Source organism: Paraburkholderia sp. Tr-20389, from assembly GCF_017104565.1.
In the GTDB taxonomy this organism is placed as follows: domain Bacteria; phylum Pseudomonadota; class Gammaproteobacteria; order Burkholderiales; family Burkholderiaceae; genus Paraburkholderia.
This window is the reverse complement of the sequence record NZ_JAAGPD010000008.1, coordinates 90003-106147: the sequence shown is the minus strand read 5'-3', so window position 1 is coordinate 106147 and position 16145 is coordinate 90003. Positions and strand designations below refer to the sequence as shown.

The following is a 16145-nucleotide window of genomic DNA, read 5'->3' as shown; positions in this document are numbered from 1 at the left end:
TGAAACCGCATGTGAACCAGTGAGTCGATAGCACATTTGTATCGGTCACTATACTTTGGTATTAGCGTGTCCCTTCGTTTGTCGACGCTACGGGCAGCGACTATAGTGCTCTTGCCACTTTACGTGGATCGTCCCGTTCAATCGGCAGGTACATCGTCCTTTCATCATGCGAGTGTGACAATGAAGATCCTGATGGTGTTGACGTCTCACGATCAACTCGGCAATACCGGGAAGAAGACAGGTTTCTGGTTGGAGGAATTCGCAGCTCCCTATTTCACGTTTCTCGATGCGGGCGCGACCTTGACAGTCAGCTCACCTAAGGGTGGGCAGCCACCGCTCGATCCCAAGAGCGACACGCCGGAAGGCAAAACGGAGCTGACGGAGCGCTTCAAGAGCGATCCCGCTGCGCAAAAGGTGCTGGCCAATACGGTCGAGCTTGCCACGGTCAAAGCCGACGACTACGACGCCGTCTTCTACCCCGGCGGACACGGCCCGTTGTGGGATCTCGCAGAAGACCCGCTATCCATCGCGTTGATCGAAAACTTCTACAACGCCGGCAAGCCGGTAGCGTTTGTCTGCCACGCGCCAGGCGTTTTACGTCATGTGAAGGTGAACGGCGAGCCGCTCGTCAAAGGCAAGCGCGTGACAGGCTTTACGAATTCGGAAGAAGAAGCCGTGCAACTGACGAAGGTCGTACCGTTTCTCGTCGAAGACGAACTGAAGCGGCTTGGCGGGCAATTCGAAAAGGTCGACGACTGGCAGCCTCTGTCGATCGTCGATGGCCGTCTGGTCACGGGGCAGAATCCTGCGTCGTCGACGGCCGGCGCGCGCGATCTGCTCAAAGTACTCGATCAGCTGAAAACCAGCCGATGAGTCGTGTCTTCCGTTGAACCTTGCCGCCGCGATGATTCGCACCTTCGAGCGAGACGCGCTGCAACATCTGTGTATTTACACGGTGTAACGAGTGATGTGAGGCGCACGCCGTTCATGCGCCTTCACCTCGCACGTATAGTCGGCTGAGTCGCGCGACCCGTCGGGTCGCGCATCATCAGACGAAGATGGAACAGCGTATGAAACTGATATTTGTCGGCGACCCGATGTGCTCGTGGTGCTATGGCTTCGGCAAGGAGATGAGCGCGATTGCGCAGAGCATGCCGGACCTGGAAGTACAGGTCGTCGTGGGCGGCATGGCGGCGGGATCGACACAGGTGCTCGACGACGCAGCAAAGCAGTTCAGGCTCACGCACTGGGCGCGCGTCGAGCAGATGAGCGGTGCCGTCTTCAACCGCGACGCGCTGATGGCGCGCAAGAACTTCGTGTACGACACGGAGCCCGTTTGCCGGGCAGTCGTATCCGCGCGGACGGTTGCGCCCAATGTCGACGTGCTGAAGGTGTTTCGCGCGTTTCAGCTGGCGTTTTACGTCGACGGACTCGATACGACGGATGGCAACGTGCTCGCTGAAATCGGCGCACGGGCAATCGCGGAGCAAGGTATCGCGACGACAGCCAATGCCTTCTTCGAAGCCTTCACTTCCGATGAAGTGATCGACGCTACCCAGCGTGATTTCGAACTGACGCGCCGCCTGGGCGTGCGCGGGTTTCCGTCGCTGTTCGTCGAGATCGATGGGAAGATCGGTCAGCTCAGCTCGGGCTATACGACGGCCGCGCAAGTCACGCAGGCGCTCAAGCCGCTTGCGGCATAGCGGCCGCTAGATCCAGTAGAGCCAGGCGAGCAGCGTCACGATCGAAAAGAGCGTCGTCATCGAAATGGCGGCACCTGTCGAGGTCTTTTCGATGTCGTACTCGCTTGCAAGCACGTAGGCGCTCTTGGCCGTCGGCACGGCGGCGCAGATCACGGCGGCGAGCGTGAGCGTGTGGTTCAATCCTGCCGCGACGCACAGTCCATACACGACGAAGGGCATCGCAACCAGCTTGAGCGCCGCGAGCAGCGCATAGCGGCTCAGATGACCGCGCAACTCGCCGATCGACAGATCAAGGCCGATGGCGAACAACGCACAGGGCGTCAGCGCTTCGCCGAGTATGCCCAGGCAGGTCCCGACGGGCGCGGGCAGCGCGGCGCCGCTGACGGACCACAGCAAGCCGAGAAGGGTGGCGAGTATCACGGGGTTCGTGCCGATCTGCCGGGCGAGCGCGCTTGCGCGCATCGTGCGTGAACTGCTCTGCTGGTCGATTTCGAGCAGAACGACGAGCGCGGGAAACATGATTGCGCCGACGAAGACCGTCGCGACAGCGGCGGCGAGCACGCCGTGCTGACCTTGCAGCGCTCTGAGAATTGGCAGCGCGACAAAGCCCGTGTTGGTCATCGAAGCCACGGCGCCCAGCATCGCGCTCTTTCCAAGGCTTGCATGCAACGCGATACGTGCGGCCAGCAGGACGGCGACGAAGCAGATCAGCGAGCCGCCGCCGAACGCCGCGAGAAAGCGCCACTCCAGCAGCGAATCGAGCGGCTCTTTCGCGACGGTCAGGAACACGAGCGCGGGCATCGCGACGTAGTAGGCGAACTGCATCAGCGGCCCGGCGACGGTGCGCGCGAGATAGCCCGTCGTGCCCGCGAGCCAGCCCGTGAGGATGATGGCGAAGATCGGCAGGATCAAACTCGCGACATGCATGATGGCGCTCCGTCGGCAGAGGGGACGTCCGGATGCAGCTGTGTGAGGATTTCGCGAGTGGTGTGCCGGGCCAGCTTTCGGCCGGAAGAAGCGGTCTCGCCAGTAAAGAGTAGGCGATATGCGCGCGGATGCGCTGCCATCCGCGTAGCGCCCGGACTGTGCGCCGGACTGCGAGCGTCCCGCGCGGGACGCTCATGTCACGCGGCATGCCAAAGTGGCTGCCGATGCAACCGATTTACAACGAACGCTGAATGGCCTGACCGAGCAGATCCAGCCCGAGGTCGATTTCTTCTTCGCTCACCGTCAGCGGCGGCGCGATCCGGAATACGCCGCCCATGCCGGGCAACTGCACGATGTTCATGCTCAGGCCCAGATTCATGCACTCGCGGGTGATCTTTGCGCCCAGGCCGTCGGCGGGTTCTTTCGTGCGGCGGTCCTTGACGATTTCCATGCCGAGCAGCAGGCCGCGCCCGCGCACGTCGCCGATACATTCGAAGCGTTCCATCAGATCCAGCAGGCCGCGCCTGAGCCGTGCGCCCATCACGTTCGCACGTTCGACGAGCCCTTCGCGCTCGACGACGTCCAGCACGCGCAGACCGACGGCGGCAGGCAGCGGATCGGACACGTGCGTCGTGTAGAACAGATAGCCGAGTTCATGCGCGCGCTCCTCGATCTGCGCCGACGTCACGACGGCCGCGAGCGGCAAGCCTGCACCTAGCGTCTTCGATAGCGTGAGGATGTCGGGCGTGACGCCATCGCGCTGGCAGGCGAACATCGTGCCCGTACGGCCGACGCCCGTTTGCGCTTCGTCGAGTATCAGCAGCATGCCGCGCTCTTCGCATTTGCGCTTGAGGGCGGCCATATAGCCCTCCGGCAATTCGATGATGCCGCCCGAACTGAGGATCGGCTCCGCGATGAACGCAGCGAGATTGCCGCTCGACTGGCGATCGATGAGATCGAACGCATAGTCCAGTTCCGCGAGGTAATCGTAGTGCCCGCTGCGCTCGAAACGCGGCCGGTACGTGAACGGCGCGGGAATCGCAAACGAGCCGACGGCAGCGGGACCGACGCCCTTGCGGCCCGCGCTATACGTTGCCGATGCAGCGGCGCCCGTCATGCCGTGCCACGACTGCGCAAAGCCTACGATTTCGTACTTCCCGGTGACGAGCTTCGCCATGCGGATGGCGGCTTCGTTCGATTCCGCACCCGTGCTGAGCAGCAGCGCACGGTCGAGTCCGTCGGGCGTGATGTCGGCCAGCCGGGTCGCGAGATCGACGACCGGGCGCGAGAGCATGCCGCTGAACAGGTGATCCAGCTTCCCCGCGTATTCGTTGATGACCGAGACGATTTCAGGGTGACTGTGGCCGAGCACGGCGCTCATCTGCCCGGAGGTGAAGTCGAGGATCGCGCGGCCATCCGCGTCGTAGACGAAACTGCCCTGTGCGCGCTCGATGATCATCGGCTCGAACGTGCCGCCGTAGCGGATCAGGTGCTGCCTGGCGTTCTGCCAGAAGGCTGCGTCGTTGTTTCGGGACACCGTACTCTCCTCGCGGGTGATGGGCTGGGTGATGGATCAGCTTGCAGTCTAGGCGGCTCTCTGGTTTTATAGAAACGAATAGTATTAATGTGAGATAGAAGAGGATCTAATATCTTGAGTCTCTCGCTCGAAATCGATCTGTTGCGGTCGTTTGCCGTGATCGCCGAGGTGCGGGCGCTCAGCCGCGCGGCGGGCCGTGTCGGCCGGACGCAATCCGCGTTGAGCCAGCAGATGAAGCGGCTGGAGGAAATCGTCGATCAGCCGCTTTTTCAGCGCACGGGGCGCGGCGTGGTGCTGACGAACCCCGGCGAGCGTCTGCTGATCCACGCGCAACGCATTTTGCGGCTGCACGACGAGGCGATGGCCGATCTGTGCGGCACGGGGCTGTCGGGCAGCATCCGCTTCGGCTGTCCGGACGATTATGCCGCTGTGTTCCTGCCGCCGTTGCTGCGGCAGTTCTCGAGCCAGCATCCGCATGCGCTCGTCGAGGTGGTCTGCGGGCCGACGCCGCGGCTGCTCGAACGGCTGGAGAAACGCGCGGTCGATCTCGCGATGATTTCATTGCCCGAAGGCAGCCCGAGCGACGACATCATCCGGCGCGAGCAACTGGTCTGGATCGGCTATCCCGGGCTGGATTCGGCGCATTTCGATCCGCTGCCGCTGGCGCTCTCCGACCCGGACACGCTCGATCACATCGCCGCGTGCGACGCGCTTCAGCGTGCCGGCAGGGCTTACCGGATCGCGTATGCGAGCAGCAGCCTGTCGGGCCTCACCGCGTTGGTGCGCTCGGGGCAGGCGTTCGCCGTGATGACGCAGACGGCCGTGCCGCCCGATCTGTGCGTGCTCAGTGCGGATCATGAGTTGCCGGCGTTGCCGGCAGTGGGCGTTTCGCTGAGATTTGCGCGGGCGCGTCCGTCGCTGTTGACTGCGGCTTTCGCGGAGCACATCAGGGCGATGCTTCCGCTGCTGTGAGCATGGGTGACAAACGTTGGGCCTACACTACGCGGACACTGTCAGCTTCCTGAACTCATGCGCTCTCGCCAGGATTCGAACCGCGGATCGATGGACGCCGTCCCGCAAGATCCGGCGCTGCTGCGCCGTCTGCTGCGCGCCAAAGACCGGATGGATGCCGCCTCGCACGAGGCCTGGCCCGTCGAGCGTCTGGCGGCGATCAGCGGTGTGTCCACTGCCCATTTCGCGCGCTCTTTCAAGCAGGCTTTTGGCGTTCCGCCGCACCGGTATCTGCTGACGCGGCGTATCGAACAGGCCACCACGCTGCTGCGCGATACGGACCTGAGCATCACCGATATCGCCTTTGCCACGGGTTGGGAGAGTCTCGGCACGTTCGGACGCACTTTCCACGACGTGACGGGCCGAAGCCCCAGCGCGATGCGCATCGAGGCGCGGGCCAACGGGCATCAACTGGCGCTCGTGCCTGCCTGCGTGCTGAAGGCCGCGCAGAGGCCGGACCTCACGACCGCAGTTTTGGAGAAGCGCCGCCGCAAGTCCAAAGGTACAGTCCGCTCATCAATCGAGGAGGTGTCGTGATGACCCAAGGTATCAACGTGGTGGGCTTGTACGTCGACGATCAGGATGAGGCGCTCGCGTTCTATGTCGACAAGCTCGGATTTCAGGTTCATACGGATGTGCGCAACGGTGCGTATCGCTGGCTGACGGTCCAGCATCCGGAACAGCCTTCGTTTCAGCTTGGCCTGTTCACGCCCGGGCCGCCGGTCCACGATGAAGCCACCGCTCAAACGCTGCGTGCGATGGTCGCCAAAGGCGCGATGCCGCCGCTCGTCCTCTCCGTCGCCGATTGCCGCGCGAGCTACGAACGGCTCAAAGCGAAGGGTGTCGAGTTTACGCAGGAGCCGGTGGATCGCTTCGGCAGCGTCGATGCGGGTTTCCGCGATCCAGCCGGTAATGGGTGGAAGATGATTCAGGCGGCGGGTTAGAAGAAACGCTTCGAGAGCGCGAAACAGTGAAGCGCAGCGGCGATCCTGCCGCTGCATCTTCCAATGCCATCGTCTACTACGAGAGAGGACGACTCACGCACCGATAAGCGGTTCGAGTTCCTCGGCATCGAAAGGCTTCGAGAAAATGGGCACGCCGGTATGCCTCGCTCTTTCCAGTTCATCCGCATAGCCGGTCATTAGCGCCAGCCGCTGCTCGGGACGGTGGGTTAGCAGCCACTCGGCGAGATCGATGCCGCTCATCTTTCCAGGCATCTGTACGTCGGACAGCACGAGCTCGAATGCCTGTCCTTCCTGCAAGGCGATCAGCGCATCGTCGGCGCTGGGCAGATGCGTGACCTCATGGCCCATCAACTGAAGCACGGCCGACAGACTGGCCGCGACCTCGTCATTGTCTTCTATCAGCAGGACGTGATGGTTCGCCGTTTCAGTCGATGCCGCCGCCGGCAGGTTGTCAGTTGCATCGGCAGCCGGCTCGACGCGGACACTGCTCCTGGGAAGATAGAGGCGCACAGTCGTACCCACGCCGCGCTCGCTCGTGAGTTTCGCCGTGCCTCCGCTCATCTCGCACACTGCCAGTACCTGAACGAGTCCAAGACCGGGATGCGAGGTTCCTCCTTTGGTGGTGAAGAGCGGTTCGAATGCTTTGTCTGCAACCTCGCGGGACATCCCTTCGCCATCGTCCGAAATGGAGAGCAGCACATAGTCGCCCGCAGGCACGCCCACGACGTGGGACGCGACCTCGATATTCTGCGCACGGACGGCGAACTTGCCGCCGTGATGAATCGCATCGCGTGCATTGAGCGCGAGATTGACGATGGCCAGTTCCAGTTCTGCCGTATCGCTCCGTACAGGCCAGATGTCCGGCGCAACGTCGATGCTCGCAGACACGGAATCGCCCACGGTTGCCTGCACGACCTGCAGCATGCCGGGGAGGAGCTGCGTCAGGTCGACGGGTGTCAGCTTCAAGGGCTGCTTTCTCGCCGAGCCCATCAAGGTCCGTACGAGTCCTTCGACAGTGCCCGTCGCCCGCTCGATCGCGATGATCTCACTGTGCGCGTCGTCGTGTTCTTTAGCCTTGGCTATTGCCACATTCGACTTCACTACCATGAGGTAATTGTTGAAGTCGTGCGCGACGCTTGCGACGAGGTTGCCCAATGCGCTCGCACGCTGCAGATGTCTCGCCGATTCCTCTGCATCGAGACGTCTGCCTGCCTCGTCGCGCCATTGCTCCCAAGCGCTTTCCTCGGTCGACAACTGCTTTAGCGAAAAGCCGATGAGGAGCCAGATAATCAGGCAGGGCAGGCCCGTCAGCGTGCAAATCAGAAGAAAGTGATGCAGCCAGACTGCGTAAAGCTGCGCGACCTGGAAGCCGACGGCAACATACAGCCCGTAGTTGTCGACCCGACGATAAGTGACGACGCGCTTCTGTCCATCCGCAAACGTCGTCGACACGAGATGGCCGATGGACTCATTGCGTGAAAACGCCTGAGCGAACATGTTGGCTTCCTGCGGCGTTGTACCCGGCGAATCAGCGGGGAAGCTTGTCAGCAACGAGCCATCGCTTCGATAGAGTCCAATGAACGTCGCGGCGTGCGCATCGATGAGCTTCTGATAGAAGCTCGAAAAATAATCGCGTCGTAGTGCGACTGAGACGACACCGAGAAATCGGCCGTCAGCGGCAACGCGCGCGTCAGTGACGTTGAATACGCTCGCCTTCGAGACGCTGGCCTGCATGGGCAGCGACACGTAAGACTCGGGCTGATACTGCCGCGCGTTGAGGAAATCGTCGCGGTTCCGGATGTTGACGGCAGGGGCCGGGAAAAAGCGGCTGCTGACCAGTAGCCTTCCTGACGGGCCGAACGACGAGATGGCTGCGACCTGAGGAAACCCGCCCGCGATCCGGCTGAGTCGTTGATGAAGCGCGGACTCGTCGGCTGCAATTCGAGCGTCCGTCATGTCACCCAGCAGCTCTTCCACGCGCGACACCAGTTCGGCGTTCAGGTCCATGACCTTGAGCGCCTGTTCTTCGCCGACCCGGCTCATCCGTTCGCTCGATTCGACTGCATCGTTGTAGCGCTGCTGGTAGTTGTAGTAGCCGTACCCGGCCAGACCGGCGATTGGAACAATCACCGTGACCACCAGCATGAAAAGCAGCACTCTTCGCGTCCGGGCGAAGTTCCTTGAGGGCAACGCGTGTCCCGACCCTGTCGGATAACCGGAATCCACGCGAATGGGCTTGATCAGCTTACTCATCGTATGAGAATGCGTTATGCGGCTGGCATTGATGTCGAAGTGTCATCACAGCCGAATACAGCACATTTCATACCGCTTTGCCGATCGTGAACAGCTGAAAAATCAGTCGATCTCAATCGCCGCTTCGCATTCCACAGGCACGCCGATCGGCAACACCGCGCCGACGCCGAGCGGACTCGCGAGAGTGAGTCCGTTAATGTATCCGGGCAAGCGTTCCGCCGGTTGCGAGCGCCTTGGCGGCGAGGATGCCGCGAATCGTTGCCAGCGCCTCCTCGCCAGTCGCGGTTGGGGCCGGACGGCTCGCTGAAGCCAGATATTCGGGCGGCCGCACGCCGATCTGCCGGCAAACGGACGACAGGAAAGGCTTGCCGCCGGCGCACCGTTTGACGGCGGCCGCAATGGTCGCGTCGCCGACGTGCTTGCGAAGCCACTCCAGCGTCCGACGATCCTTTTCGTTGTACACCCTGACCAGATGCTCCATGACGCCTCCGATACTGTATGCAAACACAGTACTGTGAATATATACAGCATTTGGAGATAGAGCAAGGACCCGGCGATTTCAGCGTGGGGCGCGAAGTTCGTTCAGGCGCCGCGCCTACTGGAACCCCACCACGTCGTGCGACACGTACGGCGTTTCGAGCGAGGCGATTTCATCGGGTGTGAGCTTCACATCGAGCGCCGCGTCAAAAATGAGCGCAGTGAAGGCGGCCAAGGCGACCGCAAAGAAGGCGCCCGCGAAGAAGGCCGCAGCCAAAACGCTCGTGGTCCGGGAGCCAGCGAAGACTTGGGGAATCCGGTTCGACGTCGCACGGGCGACCGTAGTTCGATCGGGGTACCATGAAGGACGTAGAGGAGTATTGGTATGTCGTTGCAGTCATTGCATCGGTCGGCGGACAAGACGCTATATTCAATCACCATGAGCAGCGAGTTTCGAGTCCTCTTTGTTGGCAATAGCTATACAACGAGAAATGATATGCCAACGATGCTTGCCAGCCTCCTTGAGGCAAGCTTTCCCGGTACGCAGGTGAAGGCCGATGTAATTGCATTTGGCGGAGCATCGCTTGCGGCGCATTGGAACCGAGGCGAAGTCCAAAAGCGCCTGACTGCCCAGAAATGGAATGCGGTCGTGTTGCAGGACCAAAGCACTCGACCACTCCGTGCATTGAAAAGCATGCAAGAGCATGTGCGAAGATTCGTCGATACGATTCAAGTCGCCGGTGCGCAGCCATATTTGTACATGACATGGGCTCGGAAGAATGATCCGGCGTCGCAGGCAAATATCGTTACCGCGTTTCGGGGTTTGGCTGAAACGACCGGGGCCAGAGTTATCCCAGTCGGCCTGGCCTGGGATCAATTTCGCAGACTCCGGCCTGAAATCGACTTGTATGAACCCGATGGAAGTCATCCAACAGTGATCGGGTCATATTTAGCGGCGTGCACTCATTTTTTTTCGTTTGCCGACATTGAGGTAGTCCCTGCTACGTCAGCCGAATATAAATTGAGTGCTATCGACCTGAATTTGCTCCATGAGGTATGTAGGACAACCGCAAGCCATGCCGGTCGCTAATTAGCTCAAAGACGGTGTCCCCGCAACACCAATCGAGACCAAGTGACTCATGAAGCAATTCATTGAAGGCGATGACCGCAAGCAGGTCGCACTACTTCCCTCCCGAATGCGTCGATGACTACGTCGGCCAGGACAACCCGTCAGGATCGTAGACGTCTTCGTGGATGAGCTAGACCTCACAACGCTCGGCTTCAACGGCACGACACACGCCACCACAGGCCGCCCGTCTTACCATCCGGGCGTGATGCTGAAGATCTACTACGGGTATCTCAACCGGATTCCATCTAGCCGGACTCCCCCTCCATGACCAGCGGAGGCGAAAGAACCGAATCGGTCGGCTACAACGTGCGGGCCGCCGTAGACACGAAGCATCAGGTGATGAACACGGGTAATTAAGGGTTTCCCCTGAAAGGCGGTCAACGTAGTTGACGGCGAAATATGGAGGCCTTAGATTCGCCACATCGGTTGTCGACGTGAAGTCGGCAACCTCGCGGCAACGATGCCGTGCTACACATGGAAGGCTACGTAGCCCCCGAACTTGCGTGAAAACGCTGGTTCGGGGGCTTTTTGCATTTGGAGAACCAATTTGGAAACGAGGCAACTCCGCCCTGCCGAGCAGGGCATCCATCATCCCATCGTCGCATGCGTGCAGATGGAACCGCGCGTCGGTGAGAAATCCATGAACGTGCAGACGTCGATCCGGCATATCGAGGAAGCCGCGAAGAACGGTGCCTCGCTTGTCGTGTTACCCGAGTTGGCCAATAGCGGTTACGTATTCGCAGATCGCGATGAGGCATTTTCGCTGGCGGAAGAGCTGTCAGGCGGCAAGACGGTGGGGATATGGACGGACGCGGCTCGCAGGCTCGACGTGCATATCGTCGCGGGCATCGCCGAGCGAGACGGGCAACGCCTGTACAACTCGGCTGTACTGATTGGACCGTCGGGTCTCGTCGGCACCTATCGCAAACTGCACCTCTGGAATCACGAACACGTCTTCTTCGAACCCGGTAACCGCGGCGTTCCGGTCTTTGAGCTTCCGCTGGGGCGCGTCGCGATTGCCATCTGTTACGACGGCTGGTTTCCCGAGGTGTACCGACGAGCATTGGCGCAAGGCGCGGACATCGTCTGCGTGCCGACGAACTGGGTCCCCATGCCTGCTCAGCCCTCCGATCGTCCCGCGATGGCGACGACGCTCACGATGGCGGCTGCGCACAGCAACGGCTTGATGGTCGCCTGTGCAAACCGCATTGGCACCGAGCGAGGCCAGCCGTTCATCGGACAAAGCCTGATCGTCGGCGGCGACGGATGGCCGCTTGCCGGTCCGGCGCCGCAGGACCGCGAGGTCATTCTCTACGCGCCGATCGACGTACAGCGCATCCGTTCCGGTCGTTCGCTCAACGCATTCAACCACGTCGTGCGCGATCGGCGTCCCGAAGCATACGACTCGAACACGGGCAATGGCGGCATCAAACCCGCTTGTGAGCGATAGGTCCACTCTGCCCAGAACCCGCATTTCTTGAACTCATAGCAATCAACCGCAAAGGAGATTCTGACCATGCAGTCGATCAAACCGTGTTTGCTTGCCGGTGCCCTCGCGGCGACGGCCATCATTTCCGCCAGCGCCCATGCCTCCGATCCGATCAGGATCGGCGTTGCCGTCGGCCTATCCGGCGCCAACAGCGTGGTCGCGCCAGCTGTCATACAGTCGTCCCAGCTCGCGGTCGACGAGATCAACGCTGCCGGCGGCATCCTTGGGCGCAAGGTCGAACTGGAAATTGCCGACGACGCGTCCGGCGCAGTCGGTGCACAGAAAGCCTACGACTCGCTCGTGTTCCAGAAGAACGTGGATGCGATCATCTCGATGGAAACCAGCGCGGCACGGAATGCCGCGCTGCCTGCCATCACGCGTGGTCGCAAGCCGCTTATCTATACGTCGTTCTACGAGGGCCGGTCGTGTAATCCGTGGATGTACGTCAACGGCTGGGTACCCGAACAGCAGGTCGCGCCAGTGGTCGATTACTTCGAAAAGAGCAAGGGTGCGAAGACCTTCTATCTGGTCGGCAACGACTACGCGTTCGGCCGCGGCATGCTCGATTTCACGAAGAAGTACATCGAGCAGCATGGCGGCAAGGTCGTTGGCGAGGAATATCTGCCAATCGACGGTACGGACTGGACGCCGATTCTGTCGAAGATCCGCTCCGTTCATCCCGATGCGCTGATCAGCGCTACCGCCGGCGGTGCGCCTAACGTCGCGCTTGCGAAACAGCTGAAGGGATCGGGGATGACGCTGCCCTACGGCAATCTCGCCATTGACGAAGCGACGGCAAAGAGCATGGGTGACTTCGCGACCGGCATCTATATGTCCGGCTCGTACTTTACGAGTATCAGCACGCCCGAAAACGGCAAGTTCCTCGCGGCCGCGCAAAAGCGCTTCAGTCATGATCTGAAGACCCCGAACGAGTTGTCCGAGCCGCAGTACGAAGCGTTCTACCTTTACAAGGCCGCAGTCGAAAAGGCGGGCTCAGTGGAGCCGGGAAAGGTGATCAAGGCGCTTGGCGAAGTGTCGTACGACGGGCCGCGCGGACCGGTCAGGATGGACAAGAGCAGGCATACGCCGCTGTCCATGAGGCTCGGCCAGATTCAGGCCGATGGTTCGGTGAAGATCCTCCAGACCTTCCAGGGCGTCGATCCGGGCGCACAGTGTCCAAATATCAAGTGAACGTGTGATGCAATGCATCCGCGTGCGCTAGCAGGCGGATGCGATTGGAGAGGACCATGGTTCTGACATTGGATGTACTGACGAGTGCAGCGTTGCTGTTCATCGTCACTGCGGGACTGATGATGATTTTCGGCGTTATGAAGATCGTCAATTTTGCGCATGGCGCGCTGCTGACGATGGGCGCCTATGCCAGCTTCGTCGTCACGCAGCTGAAATTGAATCCGTGGCTCGGTGTGCCCCTGTCGCTCGTAGTTGGCGTTGTAGTGGGGATGGTGGTCGAGCAGATGATCGTGCGTCCGCTGTACAAGCGACCGCTCGATGCCATTCTCGCGACGTGGGGGCTCGGCATCGTGATTGGTCAGATCATCGTATTGGTGTTCGGGCGCGAAGTGCAGTTTGTGGAAACGCCGTTAAAAGGAGCGCTCTCTGTTGCGGGCACCGACTATTCCGCTTACCGGTTGCTGCTGATTCCGATTGCCGTCGGGTTGTGCACGCTGCTGACCGCACTGCTGTCCGGCACGCGCTTCGGCGTGAAAACCCGAGCGGTCATCATGAATGAAGATCTCGCGCGTGGTCTCGGCATTCACTCCGGACGCATCCGCTTTATTACGTTCAGCCTGGGCGCCTCGCTTGGCTCGCTTGCCGGCATGCTGATCACGCCGCTGTCGAGCGTCGATCCGAACATGGGGCTGCCATACCTGGTCAACGCATTCATGCTCGTCATGGTATCCGGCTATTCGATGGTCGGCCTGCTGCTCACGTGCCTTGTCTTTGGCGCTTGCCAGGTGCTCGTCAGTACATTTGTCAGTCCGGTGCTGGGCGGGTTGACCATCGCGGTACTCGCCGCGCTGACGTTGCGCGTATTTCCGAAGGGGTTCTCTCATGGCTAACGTGAAGTCTTCGCCCGATGTCGCAGAGATTCACCGCGAGCTGCCATTCGGGCGCAATGGCGCAAGGGCGCGCGGACCGCTCGTCATCGCAGGGCTGATGGTCCTGCTTCTGGCTGCCGGACCGCTGTTGTTCAGCACATATCTCCTGAATGTGCTGATCCAGGCGTTCTTCTTCGCGATCGTTGCGGTGACGGTGGATATCCTCTGGGGCTATACGGGATATCTGACATTCGGCCAGTCAGCTTTCTTCGGGATCGGCGCTTACGCTGCGGCGCTAGTCTTTACGCATGGCGGATTCTCAGCAGGTTATGCGCTGCTCGCCGTCGGTCTTGCGGTTGTCGGCTCAGCCTTGGTGGCCGCGTTGCTAGGCTGGCTGTCGTTCTATCGCGGAGCGTCCCCGTTCTTCGCGACAGTGATGTCGCTCGTGTTGCCGATCGTGCTAAGCCAGTTGCTGCTGTCCGGCGGCGAGTGGACGGGGTCGAGTTCGGGCTTGACCGGCTATTCGACGTTCGATTTGCCGCTTCAGGCATGGTATTGGGTCGCAGGGGCAGGGCTGGCTCTCGTTGCCGCGTTGGCCTGGTACTTCGTGCGCAGCGACGGTGGACGCGTACTCGTCGCGATTCGCGACAATGAAGCACGTTGTGCGTACCTGGGCATCAACACATCGCTCGTGAAGATCGCGTTGCTGGTCGCGGCTGCGATTGTCGCCGGTCTCGCGGGCTTCGGCTACGGCGCGTTCAGCGGCGTGGTCGCGCCTGAACTGACCGGGTTCGTGCTGGGCACGCAACTTATCATCTGGGTGGCACTCGGCGGCCGCGGCACACTGTGGGGACCAGTCGCCGGTGCGTTGCTGATCAACGTTGCGACCTCGTATCTGAGCGGCAGCATGCCGTTCGCGTGGCAACTGATTCTCGGCGCGGCGTTCGTGCTCGTGATCGTGCTGCTGCCGCAAGGGCTCGTGCCGCTGCTCATCAAGCCGTTCAGCCGTGTGACCCATGGCGATGCACAGCCGATCCTGGTGGAGCGGGAAATCGACGTGCAGCGGCAGCCGGCGGGCAATGAGGCTGCACTGAAGATGCAAGGCGTCGCAAAGCATTTCGGCAGTCTCAAGGTGTTGCAGGGGATTGATCTCGAAGCGAACGCGGGCGAGCTGGTCGGCCTGATTGGTCCGAATGGGGCGGGCAAGACCACGCTGATGCGCTGCATGAGCGATGGCGCCGCGCGCTCTGCTGGCACGGTGATGCTGTGCGGGCACGATATACGTCAGTTGCCGCCCGAGCGGTGCGTGCAATACGGGCTGGGCCGCAAATTCCAGAACGCGAATATCTTCGACACGTTGACCGTGGCGCAATGTCTGCGCATCGCCAGCACTATCGTCGAAAGGCCATCCATGTTCCGACGCTCTCGCTCGCTTGCTTTACCGACCTACGCACTCGAAGTGATGCGCGCCACGCGCCTTAATGAAAAACTGGGCGAGGCCGCGAAAAACCTCTCTCATGGCGAACAGCAGGCGCTCGAACTGGCCATGGTGCTGGCGCTGGAACCGCGCATCGTGCTCCTCGACGAGCCCACGGCCGGCCTGACGAAGACTGAACGAACGCAAATCGGCGATGTACTCGCTTCGCTTGCGCATCGCTACAGGCTGTGCTGCCTGCTCGTGGAACACGATCTCGACTTCGTGGAAGAGATCGCGACACGAATCGTCGTTCTGCATCAGGGCCGCATCGTGATGCAGGGCAGCTTCAGGGAAGTCGTCAATTCGGAACTGGTCAAGACGATCTACGCAGGAACGGCGCAGCCGGCTGGAAACAGTGACGCAATCGTACAAGGAGACGCACGATGAGCCAGACTGCTTTACATATCGAGCGCGTGACGAGCGGATATAAGGCATCGGTCGTGCTTCGCGACCTGTCGCTTTCGATCGGGAGCGGCGAGGCTGTGGCTTTGCTCGGCAAAAACGGCATGGGCAAAACGACCTTGCTCAAAACGATCATGGGCTATCTGCCGGCGAAGACCGGTGCGATTCATGTCAACGGGCTCGACATTACCCGGCTGCCGCCGCACCGGATTGCTCGCAGCGGTATCGCGTACGCGCCGCAGGAACATGCGCTGTTTCAGGATCTGTCGATTCGCGACAATCTTCGCCTGGGTCTCCACAAGGTATCCGTGTTCAATGAGCGATTCGCTGAAATCGAACCGATCTTTCCGGTGTTCAAGAGTCGGCTGAAGCAGGATGCAGGCACGCTGTCGGGCGGCGAGCAGAAAATGCTGCTCGTCGCGCGTGCCTTGATGATGAGACCTTCAGTCATCCTGCTCGACGAGATCACCGAAGGCCTCCAGCCTTCCGTGATCGATCGTCTGGCCGATGCGCTGCTCTGGGAGCGAGGCCGTCACGGTACGACGATCCTTCTCATCGAACAGAATGTGCCGTTCGCGCTGAAGGTAGCCGATCGTTACGCGGTGTTGAAACAAGGGGAGGTGATCGAGCAGGGCGATGCGAAGCATCCCGGAGCGGCAGCCTCGATCTTCGAGCATCTGCGCGTTTGATCTCGACGACAGGAAAGATCTTCAAC

Annotated in this window: 16 protein-coding genes and 1 pseudogene; 12 read left to right on the top strand and 5 right to left on the bottom strand. The window is 61.0% G+C overall.

Going from position 1 to position 16145, the window contains the following annotated elements; genetic code table 11:
* The first annotated feature begins 180 nt into the window (after nt 1–180).
* The gene (locus G3N95_RS11920; protein WP_205970185.1) at nt 181–873 is read left to right on the top strand and encodes a type 1 glutamine amidotransferase domain-containing protein; all 693 of its coding nucleotides are present in this window, start codon (nt 181–183) and stop codon (nt 871–873) included.
* Nucleotides 874–1070: 197 nt separating this feature from the next.
* Entirely contained in the window at nt 1071–1703 is a 633-nt protein-coding gene (locus G3N95_RS11915; RefSeq protein ID WP_205970184.1) for a DsbA family protein, read from the top strand.
* A gap of 6 nt (nt 1704–1709) precedes the next feature.
* Here the strand turns inward: G3N95_RS11915 and G3N95_RS11910 are convergent, their stop codons facing one another.
* Complete coding sequence (locus G3N95_RS11910) at nt 1710–2630, bottom strand: AEC family transporter (RefSeq protein WP_205970183.1); 921 nt, start codon at nt 2628–2630, stop codon at nt 1710–1712.
* 235 nt (nt 2631–2865) lie between these two features.
* Nucleotides 2866–4167, bottom strand: a complete 1302-nt coding sequence (locus G3N95_RS11905) for an aspartate aminotransferase family protein (RefSeq protein ID WP_205970182.1) — start codon at nt 4165–4167, stop codon at nt 2866–2868.
* Nucleotides 4168–4278: 111 nt separating this feature from the next.
* Between G3N95_RS11905 and G3N95_RS11900 the strand changes: the two genes are divergently transcribed.
* The 3 genes from G3N95_RS11900 to G3N95_RS11890 all read left to right on the top strand — a co-directional run bounded on the left by G3N95_RS11900 (nt 4279) and on the right by G3N95_RS11890 (nt 6122).
* Nucleotides 4279–5139 carry a LysR family transcriptional regulator gene (locus tag G3N95_RS11900; RefSeq protein ID WP_346778371.1) on the top strand — a complete coding sequence of 287 codons (861 nt, stop codon included), beginning with the start codon at nt 4279–4281 and terminating at the stop codon, nt 5137–5139.
* A gap of 90 nt (nt 5140–5229) precedes the next feature.
* Nucleotides 5230–5715 carry an AraC family transcriptional regulator gene (locus G3N95_RS11895; protein ID WP_241018424.1) on the top strand — a complete coding sequence of 162 codons (486 nt, stop codon included), beginning with the start codon at nt 5230–5232 and terminating at the stop codon, nt 5713–5715.
* A complete protein-coding gene (locus G3N95_RS11890; protein ID WP_205970179.1) occupies nt 5715–6122 on the top strand; it encodes a VOC family protein in 408 nt (135 codons plus the stop codon). The genes G3N95_RS11895 and G3N95_RS11890 overlap by 1 nt, the downstream gene beginning before the upstream one ends.
* Nucleotides 6123–6215: 93 nt before the next feature.
* Here G3N95_RS11890 and G3N95_RS11885 read toward each other — a convergent pair whose 3' ends face one another.
* The 3 genes from G3N95_RS11885 to G3N95_RS11875 all read right to left on the bottom strand — a co-directional run bounded on the left by G3N95_RS11885 (nt 6216) and on the right by G3N95_RS11875 (nt 9150).
* Nucleotides 6216–8396: an ATP-binding protein gene (locus G3N95_RS11885; RefSeq protein WP_205970178.1), complete on the bottom strand. Its 2181-nt coding sequence runs from the start codon at nt 8394–8396 to the stop codon at nt 6216–6218.
* A gap of 193 nt (nt 8397–8589) precedes the next feature.
* Nucleotides 8590–8877, bottom strand: coding sequence for a hypothetical protein (locus G3N95_RS11880; RefSeq protein WP_205970177.1), 288 nt, complete (start codon nt 8875–8877; stop codon nt 8590–8592).
* Nucleotides 8878–8991: 114 nt separating this feature from the next.
* The gene (locus tag G3N95_RS11875; RefSeq protein WP_205970342.1) at nt 8992–9150 is read right to left on the bottom strand and encodes a hypothetical protein; all 159 of its coding nucleotides are present in this window, start codon (nt 9148–9150) and stop codon (nt 8992–8994) included.
* A 108-nt stretch (nt 9151–9258) separates the two neighbouring features.
* Here G3N95_RS11875 and G3N95_RS11870 point away from each other — a divergent pair, with 108 nt between their 5' ends.
* From G3N95_RS11870 to G3N95_RS11840, 7 genes and pseudogenes are all read left to right on the top strand, one after another.
* Entirely contained in the window at nt 9259–9963 is a 705-nt protein-coding gene (locus tag G3N95_RS11870) for an SGNH/GDSL hydrolase family protein (protein WP_205970176.1), read from the top strand.
* Nucleotides 9964–10012: 49 nt separating this feature from the next.
* Nucleotides 10013–10255: pseudogene (locus G3N95_RS11865) on the top strand (IS5/IS1182 family transposase); the annotation flags it as partial.
* A 294-nt stretch (nt 10256–10549) separates the two neighbouring features.
* Nucleotides 10550–11452, top strand: coding sequence for a nitrilase family protein (locus G3N95_RS11860; RefSeq protein ID WP_277398009.1), 903 nt, complete (start codon nt 10550–10552; stop codon nt 11450–11452).
* A 66-nt stretch (nt 11453–11518) separates the two neighbouring features.
* A complete protein-coding gene (locus G3N95_RS11855) occupies nt 11519–12682 on the top strand; it encodes a substrate-binding protein (RefSeq protein WP_205970175.1) in 1164 nt (387 codons plus the stop codon).
* A 56-nt stretch (nt 12683–12738) separates the two neighbouring features.
* Nucleotides 12739–13572: a branched-chain amino acid ABC transporter permease gene (locus G3N95_RS11850; protein WP_205970174.1), complete on the top strand. Its 834-nt coding sequence runs from the start codon at nt 12739–12741 to the stop codon at nt 13570–13572.
* Nucleotides 13565–15415, top strand: a complete 1851-nt coding sequence (locus tag G3N95_RS11845) for a branched-chain amino acid ABC transporter ATP-binding protein/permease (RefSeq protein WP_205970173.1) — start codon at nt 13565–13567, stop codon at nt 15413–15415. The genes G3N95_RS11850 and G3N95_RS11845 overlap by 8 nt, the downstream gene beginning before the upstream one ends.
* On the top strand, nt 15412–16119 hold the full coding sequence (locus G3N95_RS11840; RefSeq protein WP_205970172.1) for an ABC transporter ATP-binding protein: 708 nt from the start codon (nt 15412–15414) through the stop codon (nt 16117–16119). The genes G3N95_RS11845 and G3N95_RS11840 overlap by 4 nt, the downstream gene beginning before the upstream one ends.
* The last annotated feature ends 26 nt before the right edge of the window (nt 16120–16145 follow it).

Coding starts and splice junctions, on each gene's coding strand:
- G3N95_RS11855 (WP_205970175.1), top strand. CDS start 11,519: ATGCAGTCGATCAAACCGTGTTTGCTTGCCGGTGCCCTCGCGGCGACG.
- G3N95_RS11890 (WP_205970179.1), top strand. CDS start 5,715: ATGACCCAAGGTATCAACGTGGTGGGCTTGTACGTCGACGATCAGGAT.
- G3N95_RS11885 (WP_205970178.1), bottom strand. CDS start 8,396: ATGAGTAAGCTGATCAAGCCCATTCGCGTGGATTCCGGTTATCCGACA.
- G3N95_RS11880 (WP_205970177.1), bottom strand. CDS start 8,877: ATGGAGCATCTGGTCAGGGTGTACAACGAAAAGGATCGTCGGACGCTG.
- G3N95_RS11920 (WP_205970185.1), top strand. CDS start 181: ATGAAGATCCTGATGGTGTTGACGTCTCACGATCAACTCGGCAATACC.
- G3N95_RS11845 (WP_205970173.1), top strand. CDS start 13,565: ATGGCTAACGTGAAGTCTTCGCCCGATGTCGCAGAGATTCACCGCGAG.
- G3N95_RS11870 (WP_205970176.1), top strand. CDS start 9,259: ATGTCGTTGCAGTCATTGCATCGGTCGGCGGACAAGACGCTATATTCA.
- G3N95_RS11850 (WP_205970174.1), top strand. CDS start 12,739: ATGGTTCTGACATTGGATGTACTGACGAGTGCAGCGTTGCTGTTCATC.
- G3N95_RS11840 (WP_205970172.1), top strand. CDS start 15,412: ATGAGCCAGACTGCTTTACATATCGAGCGCGTGACGAGCGGATATAAG.
- G3N95_RS11895 (WP_241018424.1), top strand. CDS start 5,230: ATGGACGCCGTCCCGCAAGATCCGGCGCTGCTGCGCCGTCTGCTGCGC.
- G3N95_RS11910 (WP_205970183.1), bottom strand. CDS start 2,630: ATGCATGTCGCGAGTTTGATCCTGCCGATCTTCGCCATCATCCTCACG.
- G3N95_RS11915 (WP_205970184.1), top strand. CDS start 1,071: ATGAAACTGATATTTGTCGGCGACCCGATGTGCTCGTGGTGCTATGGC.